Raw genomic sequence first — 14,042 nt, forward strand, 5'->3', positions numbered from 1 at the left:
ACACCCTGGCAATGTTATATTATTCCTGCCATACGGCTACGCCCGCAACAGGTACCGTTTTACTGCCAATGAGCAACTGCTTTCCTGCGGGTATTTGTAGGGTGTAAGGTTTATCAGAATAGTTAACTGCTACCCAGAATCCATCTCTCCAATCAATCATTACTCCTTCAGGTAAATCGGTGGTGGTAATACCTGCCTGATTGTATATTTTTTGTAATACCGCTTTTTCCAGCGCACCATCATCGGTATCAGGTCCTATATAAGTAACCGATCCTTTACCCGTTTTACGGGTAATAACAGCTGCCTGGCCTGCGTAATACTGATTGCTGTAAGTGGCCAATACCGTGGTACCTGCATTGGCAACCAATACATCGGCCCAGTTATTCCAGGTATAAGTGCGGTTGTTGCTCTGAATGGTACCGGTAACTGTTGTTGGCAACTGATCGTAGAAGCTTATTTTACCACCTATTAACGATAAGATAGGGCCGGCCCAGGGCATTTCCCATAAATTGCCGTTCCTGTTTTTTTGCCCGGTACGGCTGCTGAGAATGAGATGGCCGCCATTGGTTACATACTCCTGCCAGCGTTGTACCAGTTTTTCATCTAACAGCTGATACGCTGGTGCTACCAGTACGGGATACTTTGCAAAGTCTTTTTCCTCGGTAATTACATCTACAGGTGCGCCCAGTTGCTTTAACGCGGTATAATACCGTTTAATATGGTTGAGGCTGTTCCACTGATCTGTCTGTGGCTGGTTATCCATTTCCCAGCGGTTGTCGGGATTGTACAGCAGTGCTGCCTGGCGTTTTTGATAACTGTCTGGTGCCGTTTCCTTTGGCCTGTAATGCGCGCGCAACGATTTGATTTCGTTGATGACTTTGATGTATTCCTGGCCGCTGGTGCTGACTGTTACACCATCTGTACTGATAATGCCGTAATGATATTGTTCGCCGCCTGTAAGGGGTTGTTTAAAGCGGTAGTTACATACAAATTTATTACCACCTGCAAAGGCATGCCATATCCACATACGAACGGCGCCGGGCAGCGGCTGCGGATTAAACCTGCCCCAGTTTACCTGGCCAGGTTGTAACTCCATTACACCTGACATACCGTTAATGCTGCGGAACAGATCGTTAGAAAAGCCAATGCTGCTGGCTGAACCCAGGCGGAAGCCCTGTTTGCCGGTACCGGTATCAAAGCCTGCTACCAGGTATTTGGTATAGGTAAGAAAATCAAGACTGTTGATTTTGGTAGCATCTACATCTACATGCTCGGGCATGAGGTTGGTGGTAATCCACTGATTGGGCGATATGTATTTACGCAGTATCTGGTATTGCATGCCCAGAAAATCATTGGCTTCTTCCGCTGAAAAACGTTTAAAATCTAATACTGCTGCGGGTGCCGGCTGGGCTATTAACTCTTTGTCGTTCGGAATCAATATCTGCTCAAAATTATTATAGCGTATACTCCAGAAAGCGGTGCCCCAGGCAGCATTCAGCGAGTCTATAGAAACGTACTTATGCTGTAACCATTTGCGGAAGGAAACCTGTGCGGCGGGGCTGTAATCGTATCTGCCATAGTGAGAAGGTTCGTTATCCAGCTGCCAGCCCCAGATGCGCGCATCTTTGCCATAATGTTCGCCAATGGCGTTTACCATTTTACGTACGTATTCGCGGTAAACAGGGCTGCTCCAGCTGATTTGCTGGCGCGAGCCATGTTGCATGGTGCGCCCCTCTGCATTTACCATCAGTATTTCCGGATGCTTGTGGGCCAGCCAGGCAGGTGGGGTAGGTGTGGAGGTACACATAATTACCTTAATGTTGTTTTTGGCAGCCAGTGCCACCGCTTCATCCAGCCAGCTGAAGTCGAACTTACCTTCTTCCGGTTCTATGAAAGACCAGGCAAACTCGCCAAAATGAGTAAACTCAAAGCCTACTTCTCCCATTTTTTTCAGATCTCTTTCCCAGTACGCGCGCGGCCATTGTTCGGGATAATAATAAGAACCAATGGTCATGAGGTCGTTAGGGTTAAAGAAGCGGTCAGGGTTTTGCGCAGTCGCCGGTAGTGCTACAGCAGCCAGCAAACCTGCGAGTAAAGGTTGCAAACATTTCATACGGTTGTATTTAACGGCGGCAAGATACAGTTATTCATACTTTCTTTTCAGCCATTCAGCAGGCAACGGTATAATGCAGATGTTCATAGAGCGATTATCGGCAGAAAGCATGGCAGATTGTATTTGTATGCGGGTGCCGTCCGGACTCATGGTAGGGTGCGGGTGGTCTGCTGCGATGGTTTTATGGCCAGTGGATAACAGCATCATTTCATGTGTGTGCCTGTCTATCAGATATACATTCCGGGCAAAATCGTCGCCCACAGCCCATCTGCCATCGGGTGAGCCGCTTACATGCCACAGGCCGCTGCCCGAAGCGGTTTGCCCGGCTATCTGCACTTCGCGGGTACGCAGGTTTACAATAGCCAGTCCGGTAGGTTTTTCACGGGTGCCGGAATTGCCCCAGCCATTTTCCTGCCCGGGGTTTGCGCCGTGTACATCTGTACCCGGTATTGTATCCTGTTGTATGCCTTTTATTTTACGGTGCCCCATAATAGCAAATGCCACTTCATCTTTGCTGATAACGGCTTCGTGTGTTATCCATTCAAAGTCTGATTCAGGATAGATGGGGCGAAGGCCGCTGCCATCTGCCTGTACGGTCCACATACGTTGTGGCGATTTACCACCGGTTTCCCAGCAAAAAACAATTTCGCCCGGCACCCACGGGTTGGTTTGTATATGGCCTACCTGAAATGGAACGGAAATAACATGCTTAACCTCACCCGTACGCAAATCCATAGCGGCTATTCCCGCAGGGCCTGCGCCCATATGCCTGGGGCCAAATGCTTCTTCTATGTGGGTGCCCGGCTTCAGGTGCTTAGCAGCCTCTGTGCGGTTAATGCGAAAATATACGCGGGTTTCATCTCCATCCAGCGCCATATCGCCACCCGCACCTATTTCCGGAGGTGGGGTGCCGCACACACGCTGATACACGCTGGCGGGCTGTACTTTGTTGGCTTTACTATCAGCAAACAAGCTGGCCAGATCTACTTCTACTATTTCTACCGCAATGGTTTCCTTCCGGTCTTTTCTTGCTTTAGGCTCCTGGCCGGCAGGGGGCAGCGGTTCGCGCATAAAATAAAGCTTCATGCTTTTGCGGGCCACGTTCAGCATGCCGGTATAGCCGCCTTCTGTTACCTGCACAATATCACCTGTTTGCTCGTTTACGGCCATGGCTTCTCCTTTAACACGGCCGGAGCGGAAGATGAGCCATTGCCCGTCTGACGTCCATTGGTTATGGGTCTGATATATTTTGGAATCGCCGGCAGGAGTGCTGGTAAGGAATACCAGTGGAGTACCCGTAACCGGATCGTTTACCACTTTTCGCTCGGAGGGAAAGCGTTTGCCTATCTGTGCCTGTGTTTGCAGCAACAAACAACTGCCTAGTAAAGATGCCAGTATAGTCTTGTTCATGAAGTTTGTTTATCGGGTCATTTGAACAGCGCTGTCGTTGATTTCAAAAGGATGTTGTTGTAACAGACGGTACATTTCTGCGCCTGCCAGTAACACGGGGCCATAGCCATGCGCAGCAAAATTGCTTACAGGCCGGTAGTAATAAAAAGCAGGATCGAAGCCCATGCCGGTGCCCACGCAGGTGTTTTGCACCTGCCCTTTATCGGTAACCTGTGTAGTTACCGCATTCCATGCCAGTAAGGCCATAGGACCGTAGGCTTTGGCATTAAGCCAGCCTTTGTTAACAGCACGGGCTATGCAGTAGGCGTATATAGCAGTGGCAGAGGTTTCCAGATAAGAATCGTTACGATCCAGCAGCTGATGCCAGAAGCCGGTTTTATCCTGCCTGGCAGCCAGGCCCGCCGCATGTTGTTTTAGCTGTTCCAGAATAAAACCGCGGCCGGGATGGCTGGCAGGCAATGCATCCAGCAGTTCTATTTTGGTTAGTATAGCCCAGCCATTGGCACGTGCCCAGTGAAACTGTGGATGCGGATTCATATCCTGCACCCATCCGTGCATATACAATCCCTTTTCTTTGTTAAACATGCGACCTGCAAACAGGCGGTATTGCTTCACTGCTTCATCGTAGTATTTGCTGCTGCCTGTTAATACACCCATTTGCACTATTGCCGGCAGGCTCATATACAAATCATCCAGCCATAGCGTGTTGGGCTGGGGCCGGTTGCGGGCCAGCGTACCATCTTTCAAACGAAACTCTTTGTTCAGAATATAGTTGAGGAAATTATCAACCATAGGGCGTACATGTGCAGCATTGGCTCCGGCACGCAGGGCTTTAATCATAGACGCCGCGAGTGAGCCTGCATCGTCCAGCGCGTGTGGTTGCAGCACGGAGCGAACGGGGGTACTAGCTTCCTTGTTTTGCTGCAGGTATGTTTGGTATTGATTTACCACATTACCAATAAAGTTGATACGGCTGAGTGTGTATTGGCTGTATTTATTGTCTCCCGTGGCAGCAGCTGCTTCCAGCATACCGGTATAGGTAACACCCCACTCGTAGCTCAGCAACCGGAAATCGCCCGGCTGAAAAATGCTGTTGGCATTAGCAGCAGACAAATCTGATAATACCGTTTTACTGGTTTTATCTATCAGGTGTGCGGGCGTAACAGAGTCCAGATAGTGATGTACACGATCTAACACCACTTTTACCGAGGCGGTAGTGGTTTCGCCATACGGCGTTACATAATCTGGTTTTGTTAAGTGAAGAGGCGAGGTGACATCATTTCCTTTTCCGCTTACATACTGGGCCTGCGTGGCTGCCACTGAAAGGCTGCAGAAGAATGCAGTTATGGGCAGAGCAATTCGTTGTTTCATCCGGCAATTTTTGTGTTAAACAATACTATCTATTTGATTCCGGTGTAGCATCCTGTACTTTCCTGTTACGGCATAGGCTTTTTTACTGCCGGGCTGCTGCCTTACAATTGTTTGCCTTACTTTTGCCGCCAAGTTTTGAAACAATGAAATACTCGCAGACAATAGGAATAGTAGCAGCATTGGCGTTAATGGGAGCCTGCTTTTTGCCATGGATTCATATACCCAGCCTGCAGGAAACTTATACAGGTATGTACACTGGTGCAACCCGTTTTGGTCGTCCGGGTGTAATGACTATTTCACTGGCTGCTGTTTCTGTACTGCTTTTTTCTATTCCCCGCATATGGGCCAAGCGTACCAATGTAATTATTGCTGCAATTGGTATTTCATGGGCTGCACGTAATTTTATGCTGATGACTTCCTGCCTGATGGGAGAGTGTCCTGAAAAGAAATCCGGCATTTATGTAGCACCTTTTCTGGCAGCAGTGATCATGCTGATGACGCTTTTACCTAAAATGGTACTTCCTGCTCAAAAGAAAGACTAATCTTCTTCAAAAAAAGCCAGGCTGCCGCCTACCCAGGTTTCCTGGCTGTTATAACTTACGCCTATCATTTTTCCTTTGCTTAAACGGGCCAGGTTATGTGTGGCTACCGGGCGAGGTTTGCCTGCCTCCCAAAAGTAAAAAATGCGTATTTCTGTTGTGGCCGGTCCATCGGGTGTAGCTATTACAGGGGCATATGCTACTTTCTTCTGAAGTATCCAGTTTTCCCGGTCTTTAATAGCCGCAATTTTTTCCGGAGTTACATCTATTTCCACGCCTTTGCCCGAAAAGGAGAACAGCGGCTTTAATACATATTGTTCCAGATGCTCCGGCATATCGGGCATATTACTGAGAAACGTGGTAGCAGGTATATAAGGATGCTGCAGAAATGGAAGCGTGAATTTACTTACGCGGTAAAACCAATCCGGATGCGGTATCCACTCCACGTCCAGCTCTTCTTTCAGTAAATCTCCTTTTAGTCTTATATCCGGCGTTTGCTGTTCCAGCTCATCAAAAATAAGGCGGTTGTAAATGCGTGATACCGGAACGGGTGTGCCTGCCTCGTTATTATAAAATAAACGGCGGCCTTGCTTGTACAGTTGGGTCAGGCAAACCGGAGTTACACCGGTATAGGTTTGGGTACAGTAAAAGTCAATCCGTGTTTTTTGTTTGTGCGGAAACAAATCCAGCAGTATCACCTGTTCAGGGGCATAGTCGCCTATGATGATCTGTTTAAGCTGCTGCAGGTAGGTTGCTTCTGTAAACCCGTTGAGGTAGGTGGTAAGTTGTTGCGGAATGCCATACGTTTCGCGTGCAGCATTGGCCATATAGGTTTGAAAGCCGAACAGGCTGGGAAACCCCTGCATTTCTATCAGTTGCGGCTCAGGTGCGCCATCTGCACCAATGCAGGCGCCAAAATCAAACACCATAAAGTGTGAAAAGGGTTGTGCACCAGGTATACGCCACCGCTCCGGAACAGATTGTTGGGTAAGCGTTTGAAAATCGGCGCCTGTTATGGCATCAATAACCGATTCACAGGCGCTGAGCATTTTGTTTTTAAAAGCTTTGCCTACAAATACCGGCGTTTCCGCTACCCTGAACTCAATAGCACCCGGATAGCCGCTGTTTAATGCCTGAAGGTATTGTTGATATTGCTGCGGGGTAAAACGTTGGTTAAACCATTCCCTGTATTCACGTATCATGCCGGTACTGTTAGAAGGAGGGAAGGTATAACATTTCTGAATTTAATTTTCTTTAACAAATGCCAGCGGTTACAAAACAGCCTTGCGAGATATAAATGTTGCAGGCCTGCAAAAACCGAAACATTTACTTCCTCAGTACTCCAAACTATTTTTATTTATGAAAATTCATATTTATTTCATGGCTGTAATAGCCGTGCTGGCCTTGTCGTGCAGTTCCGGTGCTAACAAAGAAGCTTTAGCAGATTCCGCAGCAGTGGTTGCTCCGGATGTATATGCGGGTGCTTCAGAACCTATACCAGCTTCCGGCGATACATTGTCCAATATATCGGACACTACTATGCAAGATGTGTTGCAAGGGAATGCCCCGGCTGCTGCACCGACGGCATACGGATTGGCCACATGGGATAAGAAGATGATTAGAACCGCTGATATTACCCTGCAGGTAAACAATTATGACAGCTTTGATAACGCCCTTCACCGGCAACTGGTACAGTTTGGTGCTTATATTTCGCAGGAAAAGCAGACAGGCAGTGGCGCTGGTGTTGAAAATGATGTTACTATTAAGGTGCCGGTACAACAGTTTGAACAGGTGCTGAACAGCTTTACAGGCAAGGGTGTGGTGGTAAAAAATAAAGAAGTATCTGCTACAGAAGTTACCGCAGAGGTATTGGATACCAAAGCCCGTAATGAAACTAAGAAACTGGTAAGGGAACGGTATATGGAGCTGATGGGAAAAGCCGGTAAAATGAAAGATGTACTAACCATTCAGCAGGAGCTGAATAACCTGCAGGTAAATATTGAATCGGCACAGGGCAGAATTAATTATCTGGAAAATGAGGCTGCTTACAGTACTATACACCTGAAATATTATGGTATGGCAACTGCCCTGGAAGAGGGGAAGAAGCCTGGCTATTGGACCAGATTGCTGCAGGAGCTGGAAAGCGGCGCATCTGTTTTAGGTAATGTTCTGTTGTTTTTTATAGGTATGTGGCCTCTGGCGGTGTTGGGTGCGGTTGTTTGGGTGATATACAAAAAAAAGTGGGGTGGCCAGAAAGGGAACCAACCGGTATAAACGGTATATTCAGGCCCTTTAATAACCGATGATATGACAAAGAAAACGCTGGTAGTATTAACAGGAGCGGGCATTAGTGCAGAAAGCGGCTTAAGAACCTTCCGGGATAGTGATGGCCTTTGGGAGGGGCATGATGTAAAAGAGGTGGCTACACCGGAAGCCTTCAGGCGTAATCCACAACTGGTGCTGGACTTTTACAACTTCCGGCGGAGAGAGATTATTAAAGCGCAGCCGAACGCGGCGCATATTGGTCTTGCAGAACTGCAAGACCAATATGATGTTCATATTATAACGCAGAACATTGATGACCTGCATGAGCGGGCGGGCAGCCGCAATGTGTTGCACCTTCACGGTAAAATACTGGAAATGCGCAGTGTGGCTGATAGCAAACTGATTTACGAAATAAGAGACGATATTCACCTGGGTGATAAAGCTGCGGATGGTGCGCAGCTACGTCCAAACATTGTTTGGTTTGGAGAAGCAGTGCCGTTGATTAACGTTGCGGCAGACATTGTTCAGAACGCCGACATTCTGGTGGTGATTGGTACTTCTTTGGTGGTTTACCCCGCTGCAGGGCTGGTAGAAGAAACCAGAGCGGGTATTCCCTTATTTCTGCTAGATAAAGTAATCCCGGAAATATCTGCCCGGCGCGCTAACCTCATTAAAATAGAGGCTCCGGCAACCACAGGTATCGGAATACTAAAAGAGCATCTGGCTAAATTATAGTAGTTGTATTTTCAGCATATCCGGGTAATAAGCTGGTGCTTATTTATCCGGATATGCCTGTTGTTTTATAGCTGCTGTTCCTTTCTGTAAAACAAATCCCCATGGCTTCCAGCTCCTGCAATACTGGTATATAAAAAGCCGGAGAAGTAGGTATATGCAATCCTGTTTCTGAAATAGCGCCTTCCAGCACCAGTTTAGCGGCAATTCCCAATGGCAAACCTACGGTGCGGGCCATGGCAGTATGCACGGCATTGGTACCTTTAACAATAAGGCTGCTTTGTACCTGATGGGTTTGCTGATGTAGGGTATAAACTATCTCATGCACCATAATTATCATATCCTTATCGTGTGGCTGTAACGCCAGTTTATTTTCCAGTACCCATTGAAGAATATCAGCTGCGCTACATAAGCCTTTGTTTATCAGTGTATCTTCAGAAAAGCCAAGATATTCCAACTGTTGCTTAACAAGGGTAGAGGCTTCAGGTAAATGAGAGGTTTTGCCAAAAAAACGTTCGGTATGTTGTGCAAAAAATGCCTGTAGTGACAGATTGTTTGTCTCATATACTTTCTCTTCATCAGTCAAATGTAAACTGATGAGATAACGCCATCCTATACAAAAATCCGGGTGCCGGAGGGTGGTTCTGATAAAGGTTTTAGTTTCAGATAGCTGATATAAACTTCTGTACGTCAATGAATCACGATTGGGGTAGCAGGCATAGTCTGCCAGTTCCGGCACAGATACCAGATGGTTATTTTCAAACAGCTGTGCGTAGGTTTTGTGCTTTTCCTGCCCGTTTTCCAGATATACCGCACCGGCTTTGCCGGCCATTATCACATTGCGTGGATTCCAGCTTATTTTATAATGCCACGGATTATTGTCGCTTTCGGGCGCTACCAGGCCACCACAGTGAGACAGAAAAGAGGTTATTACACCGCCCTCAGCTTGAATCTGATGAATCAGCCGCATGGCACTCATATGGTCAATTCCCGGGTCAAGCCCCATTTCATTCAGAAAAAGGATACCTTTTTGCTTAACCGCCGGTGCCAGCGTTTGCATTTGTACATCTGCGTACGATGCAGTAAGCAGGTGTTTGCCTGCAGCCAGGCAATCCTGCGCTATCAGAAAATGAAGCGAGGGAGGCATGAGAGAAATGACCAGATCTGCCTGCTGTATCAATAATGTACGTTGGTCTTCGCTTTCAAGTGCTACTACCAAGCCTTGCACCGAAGAGGGCGCGCCTGCTGTTTTTTCTGCAATGGATGCCGCATTGCTATCGGCTATGGTTATTTTCCATTGATTATGTATAGCCAGCTGTATCAGGTATTCAATAAGTACTGTTGCTGATTTTCCGGCTCCAAAGAGTAAAATATGCTTCATCTGAATGCTTTGTAATCGGGCAACACTAAAGATACGTGTTTGGAAAGCCTTATTCCGCTATCAGATAAATTCCTTTTTTCTCTATACTTAACAACGAAACTTTGTAATTAACCCGCTGGTTGTTTTGGGCAGCAGGCGCATCCAGGGTTATTTCATCCCGTGCGGAGAGATTGTTTACATACAGCGTTTCTCCCTTTTTAAAGCGTCCGCTTGCATCGTAGTATTGCAGATCAACCACTACCAGGTCCAGCGGAATGCTGCTTTTATTGTGTACACGCAGTTTTACCTGACGGCTGTTTTCATTCACCTGTTCATATTCTTCTTTTACGGCCACATAGTCGTTAATCTTGTTTTTGCTGGCAGTGGCTGTATTTTCATAAGCTTGTGATGGTGCCGGTGCTGGCGTGTTTACTATTGCGGGTTGCTTGTTTTCTGCTACCGGGCGCAAAACTGTTGATTGGGCAGCAGGCATAGTTGTTTTGTTAACAGCCGTACGAACCAGCGGTGTATTAACGGTAGCAGCGGCTTGCCCCACACGGTTATTGTTTTTAGATGGCTGTACCGGTTTCGCTTCGTTTTTAACCATTATTTGTCTGGGCGGCGGCGCTGGTGTGGTTTCTTCCTGTGCGGGCTGACCGTTACCAGGAGTTTCTGAGCGTTCCAGCGTATGTACCGGAGCTGTTTCTTCTACCGGAGCAGTTTCAGGCGATGAGCCGTCTGCGGTTGCAGAAGCCGGTGCGGATGACTGCGGCACCCCGGTTACGGTGGCAGCCGTTTCTGCCGGTACGTTTTCCAGTTTATTACGGTTACTCCAGCTGGTGCCTATCCAGATGCCCGCAGCCAACACCGGAAAAAGACCAACTACTGCTGCGTAACGCAGCATATTTCCTTTCCTGGTGGTATTCCGCTGTAAAACCGTATTAGAATATCGTTCTTTAATGCTATCCAGCGATTCACTATATCTGGTTTCCGGAATTACCCGGGTATCAGCTGCTGTTGCAGCGGCTGATGGTGTAGTTGCGTTATTATTGGTAACGGGTGTGGAAACGGCTGGTGATGCTTGTGGCTGAACAGCGGGGGGAGCCGGATTGCGCAAAGGGGCAACTGTTGCTTCATCTGCCGTGGCAGCCTGGTTGTACAGGGGAGCGGCTGGTGGTACATCTGCCGGGGCAGACGATTGCGGCACAACAGGTGCATCCTCCACTTTACGCCAGTCTGCCTTTATTCTGAAGCGTGGTTTGCTTTTGGGGGCAGGTTGAGCCGGGGCGGGGCTGCGGCGGTAAAACCGGTCAAACGGTTGTTCTTCCACTGCCGGGGCATAAGCCGCCAGTTCAGGAATTTCAGAGGGGTATCGCCAGGCAGCACTTTTGCCATCTACCCACACCAGATCGTATGCTTTTAAGCCCATTCCAATCAGCTGTTCCCGGGTAAAAGGGCCGGCTTCCTTATTGTTTCTTAAAAGGCGGTAAGTGCTCATAATCATCCTATTTGCTATATATAATGCACTTGTTGTGCCTTTTATTGTGAAGAATCAGTTAACATAAAAAATAACTATCTTCGCCGATCGGTTTGTAAATACAAAACACAGAGGAACACATTCAATAATGGAAGAGAATTTATTGCCACAGGAAACAAGCGATAATGACCGTATTATCCTTGTGAATATTGAGGAACAAATGAAAACGGCTTACATTGACTACTCCATGAGTGTAATCGTGGGCCGTGCGTTACCTGATGTAAGGGATGGCTTTAAACCGGTACACCGCCGCGTATTATTTGCCATGAATGAACTGGGAAACCACAGTAACAAACCCTATAAAAAATCGGCCCGTATTGTGGGTGAGGTAATGGGTAAATACCACCCTCACGGCGATAGTGCTATTTACGATACGCTGGTGCGTATGGCGCAGGAATGGAGCCTGCGGTACACGCTGATTGACGGACAGGGTAACTTTGGTAACCAGGATGGCGATGATGCGGCTGCCATGCGTTATACGGAGGCCAGGCTGGAAAAGGTGGCTGAAAGTATGCTGGTGGATATTGAAAAAGAAACCGTTGATTTTCAGCCGAACTTTGACGATTCTCTGGAAGAACCTACTGTGTTGCCTACCCGTATTCCTAACCTGCTGGTAAACGGCAGTAGCGGTATTGCGGTAGGTATGGCTACCAACATGCTGCCCCATAACCTGAGCGAGGTGGTAGATGGTTGTGTGGCCTATATTGAAAACCGTGATATTACAGCGGAAGACCTGATACAATATGTAAAAGCGCCTGATTTTCCTACCGGTGGGATCATTTTTGGTATGGAAGGCGTTAGGCAGGGCTTTTTAACCGGCCGTGGCCGGGTGGTACTGCGTGGTAAATGCAATGTGGAAACCAAAGACAGCGGCCGTGAACAAATCATTATAACGGATGTGCCTTACCAGGTAAACCGCGATGCACTTACCGACCGTATTGGCCAGCTGGTAACTGAAAAGATTGTAGAGGGCATAGCCCACGTGAATAACGAAAGTAACATGCGTGAAGGTACGCGTGTGGTGGTTACCCTTAAGCGCGAGGCGGTGGCACAGGTGGTTATTAACCAGCTGTTTAAATATACCGAACTGCAAACCAGCTACGGTATTAACAACGTGGCTATTGTAAGAGGCCGCCCGAAAATTCTGAACCTGCGCGATCTGATTTCTGAGTTCGTTGAGTTCAGAATGGAGGTTATTATCAGAAGAGCGAAATATGAACTGAAAAAGGCACGTGAGCGTGCTCATATTTTACAGGGCTACCTGATTGCGCTGGATCACCTGGATGAGGTAATTGCGTTAATCCGTAATTCATCTACTCCGGAAGTGGCGAAGGATGGATTAATTAACGCCGGCTGGGGCATTGATGAAATTCAGGCCAAAGCGATACTGGAACTGCGTTTACAGCGCCTTACCGGTATGGAAAGAGATAAGATTAAGGAAGAATACGACAATCTGATGCAGATTATTAACCGCCTGGAAGAATTACTGGCCAGCGAAGCTCTGCGTTACGATCTTATCAAAACCGAATTACTGGAAGTTAAAGAGAAATTTGGCGATCCACGTAAAACAGAGATTCAATACATGGCAGATGAAATGCGTATTGAGGACCTGATTGAAGAAGAAAACGTGGTAATTACCATTTCTCACCTGGGTTATATTAAACGTACTTCCGCTACTGAATACAGGCAGCAGCGCCGTGGCGGCCGTGGTGCCGTAGGCAGCAAAACCCGCCAGGAAGATTATGTAGAGCACCTGTTTGTAGCTTCTACACACGATGCCATGATGTTCTTTACCGAAAAAGGACGTTGTTACTGGCTGAAGGTGTACGAAATTCCGGAAGGTGATAAAACAGGTAAAGGACGTGCTATCCAGAACCTGATTCAGATACCTACAGATGATAAGGTGAGAACCATTATTAATGTGAAGAATCTGAATGATAAAGATTTCGTAAACAGCCATTACATTATCCTTTGCACCAAAAAGGGTATTATTAAGAAAACTTTACTGGAAGAGTTCAGCCGCCCGAGAGCGAATGGTGTTAACGCCATCAGCATTGTGGAAGGCGATCAGCTGCTGGAAGCTAAAATGACCAACGGTACCAGTGAAATTATGATGGCGGTGAAAAGTGGTCGTGCTATCCGCTTCCCCGAAGAGAAAGTACGTTCTACCGGCCGCGGTGCAATTGGTGTTCAGGGTATAGAAGTAGACGACGAAACGGATGAGGTGATTGGCATGATATGTGTCAATAAGGAGGACACTACAAAAACCGTTCTGGTGGTAAGTGAAAAAGGGTTTGGTAAAAGAACCCCGGTTGATGAATACCGCATTACCAACAGAGGCGGAAAAGGCGTGAAAACCATCAGTATCACCGAAAAAACCGGTCATCTTGTGGGGATTGTTGATGTGGAAGAGAAAGAAGATCTTATTATTACCTGTAAATCGGGTATTACGCTCCGTACCGCTATTTCCAGCATTAAAGAAGCAGGCCGTGCCACTCAGGGGGTTAAATTGATCCGTATGAGTGATACCGACGAAATTGCTGCTATTTCAAAAATTGAAGAGCAGGAAGAGCCGGCAGAAGAAAATGCAGAAAACGTGGAAGGCGCAACAGAGGCAGGAACAGAATCAAACGGGGCAGGAGAAAATCAGGCACCGGAAAGCGGAGAGGAAGAAGCAACGACCGAGAATTAAAAGAAATACCCAACATTAAAAAA

10 protein-coding genes are annotated in these 14,042 nt (G+C 47.4%); 4 read left to right on the forward strand and 6 right to left on the reverse strand.

The genetic code is table 11. The features are described 5' to 3' along the window. Positions 1-19: 19 nt before the first annotated feature. From IEY13_RS15730 to IEY13_RS15740, 3 genes are read right to left on the reverse strand one after another with little or no spacing between them, the layout of a single operon-like run. The gene (locus IEY13_RS15730) at positions 20-2,113 is read right to left on the reverse strand and encodes a beta-galactosidase (protein WP_188953775.1); all 2,094 of its coding nucleotides are present in this window, start codon (positions 2,111-2,113) and stop codon (positions 20-22) included. Between the two features lie 30 nt (positions 2,114-2,143). Further along, on the reverse strand, positions 2,144-3,523 hold the full coding sequence (locus IEY13_RS15735) for a beta-propeller domain-containing protein (protein ID WP_188953777.1): 1,380 nt from the start codon (positions 3,521-3,523) through the stop codon (positions 2,144-2,146). Positions 3,524-3,532: 9 nt separating this feature from the next. Then, positions 3,533-4,894, reverse strand: a complete 1,362-nt coding sequence (locus IEY13_RS15740; protein WP_188953779.1) for a glycoside hydrolase family 88/105 protein — start codon at positions 4,892-4,894, stop codon at positions 3,533-3,535. A gap of 143 nt (positions 4,895-5,037) precedes the next feature. Here IEY13_RS15740 and IEY13_RS15745 point away from each other — a divergent pair, with 143 nt between their 5' ends. After that, positions 5,038-5,436, forward strand: a complete 399-nt coding sequence (locus IEY13_RS15745) for a hypothetical protein (RefSeq protein ID WP_188953781.1) — start codon at positions 5,038-5,040, stop codon at positions 5,434-5,436. Here IEY13_RS15745 and IEY13_RS15750 read toward each other — a convergent pair. After that, entirely contained in the window at positions 5,433-6,635 is a 1,203-nt protein-coding gene (locus tag IEY13_RS15750) for an ATP-grasp domain-containing protein (RefSeq protein WP_188953783.1), read from the reverse strand. The genes IEY13_RS15745 and IEY13_RS15750 overlap by 4 nt on opposite strands. A gap of 157 nt (positions 6,636-6,792) precedes the next feature. Here IEY13_RS15750 and IEY13_RS15755 point away from each other — a divergent pair, with 157 nt between their 5' ends. Both IEY13_RS15755 and IEY13_RS15760 read left to right on the forward strand, forming a co-directional pair. After that, on the forward strand, positions 6,793-7,707 hold the full coding sequence (locus IEY13_RS15755) for a DUF4349 domain-containing protein (RefSeq protein WP_188953785.1): 915 nt from the start codon (positions 6,793-6,795) through the stop codon (positions 7,705-7,707). A 33-nt stretch (positions 7,708-7,740) separates the two neighbouring features. Continuing rightward, positions 7,741-8,433 carry an SIR2 family NAD-dependent protein deacylase gene (locus IEY13_RS15760; protein WP_188953787.1) on the forward strand — a complete coding sequence of 231 codons (693 nt, stop codon included), beginning with the start codon at positions 7,741-7,743 and terminating at the stop codon, positions 8,431-8,433. Between the two features lie 43 nt (positions 8,434-8,476). Here the strand turns inward: IEY13_RS15760 and IEY13_RS15765 are convergent, their stop codons facing one another. Further along, positions 8,477-9,811 (reverse strand): saccharopine dehydrogenase C-terminal domain-containing protein, encoded by a 1,335-nt coding sequence (locus IEY13_RS15765; protein ID WP_188953789.1) that lies wholly within the window; start codon positions 9,809-9,811, stop codon positions 8,477-8,479. A gap of 49 nt (positions 9,812-9,860) precedes the next feature. Further along, positions 9,861-11,288 (reverse strand): hypothetical protein, encoded by a 1,428-nt coding sequence (locus IEY13_RS15770; RefSeq protein ID WP_188953790.1) that lies wholly within the window; start codon positions 11,286-11,288, stop codon positions 9,861-9,863. A gap of 127 nt (positions 11,289-11,415) precedes the next feature. On the opposite strand from IEY13_RS15770, the gene gyrA reads away from it, so the two are divergent. Then, positions 11,416-14,019, forward strand: coding sequence for a DNA gyrase subunit A (gene gyrA / locus IEY13_RS15775; protein ID WP_188953792.1), 2,604 nt, complete (start codon positions 11,416-11,418; stop codon positions 14,017-14,019). Positions 14,020-14,042: the final 23 nt, after the last annotated feature.

Source organism: Filimonas zeae, assembly GCF_014641615.1.
In the GTDB taxonomy this organism is placed as follows: Bacteria; Bacteroidota; Bacteroidia; order Chitinophagales; family Chitinophagaceae; genus Filimonas; species Filimonas zeae.

What these genes read in the sequence shown, in the direction of transcription:
- IEY13_RS15745 (WP_188953781.1), top strand. Translation starts at nt 5,038, where the DNA reads ATGAAATACTCGCAGACAATAGGAATAGTAGCAGCATTGGCGTTAATG.
- gyrA (WP_188953792.1), top strand. Translation starts at nt 11,416, where the DNA reads ATGGAAGAGAATTTATTGCCACAGGAAACAAGCGATAATGACCGTATT.
- IEY13_RS15740 (WP_188953779.1), bottom strand. Translation starts at nt 4,894, where the DNA reads ATGAAACAACGAATTGCTCTGCCCATAACTGCATTCTTCTGCAGCCTT.
- IEY13_RS15760 (WP_188953787.1), top strand. Translation starts at nt 7,741, where the DNA reads ATGACAAAGAAAACGCTGGTAGTATTAACAGGAGCGGGCATTAGTGCA.
- IEY13_RS15770 (WP_188953790.1), bottom strand. Translation starts at nt 11,288, where the DNA reads ATGAGCACTTACCGCCTTTTAAGAAACAATAAGGAAGCCGGCCCTTTT.
- IEY13_RS15730 (WP_188953775.1), bottom strand. Translation starts at nt 2,113, where the DNA reads ATGAAATGTTTGCAACCTTTACTCGCAGGTTTGCTGGCTGCTGTAGCA.
- IEY13_RS15735 (WP_188953777.1), bottom strand. Translation starts at nt 3,523, where the DNA reads ATGAACAAGACTATACTGGCATCTTTACTAGGCAGTTGTTTGTTGCTG.
- IEY13_RS15750 (WP_188953783.1), bottom strand. Translation starts at nt 6,635, where the DNA reads ATGATACGTGAATACAGGGAATGGTTTAACCAACGTTTTACCCCGCAG.
- IEY13_RS15755 (WP_188953785.1), top strand. Translation starts at nt 6,793, where the DNA reads ATGAAAATTCATATTTATTTCATGGCTGTAATAGCCGTGCTGGCCTTG.
- IEY13_RS15765 (WP_188953789.1), bottom strand. Translation starts at nt 9,811, where the DNA reads ATGAAGCATATTTTACTCTTTGGAGCCGGAAAATCAGCAACAGTACTT.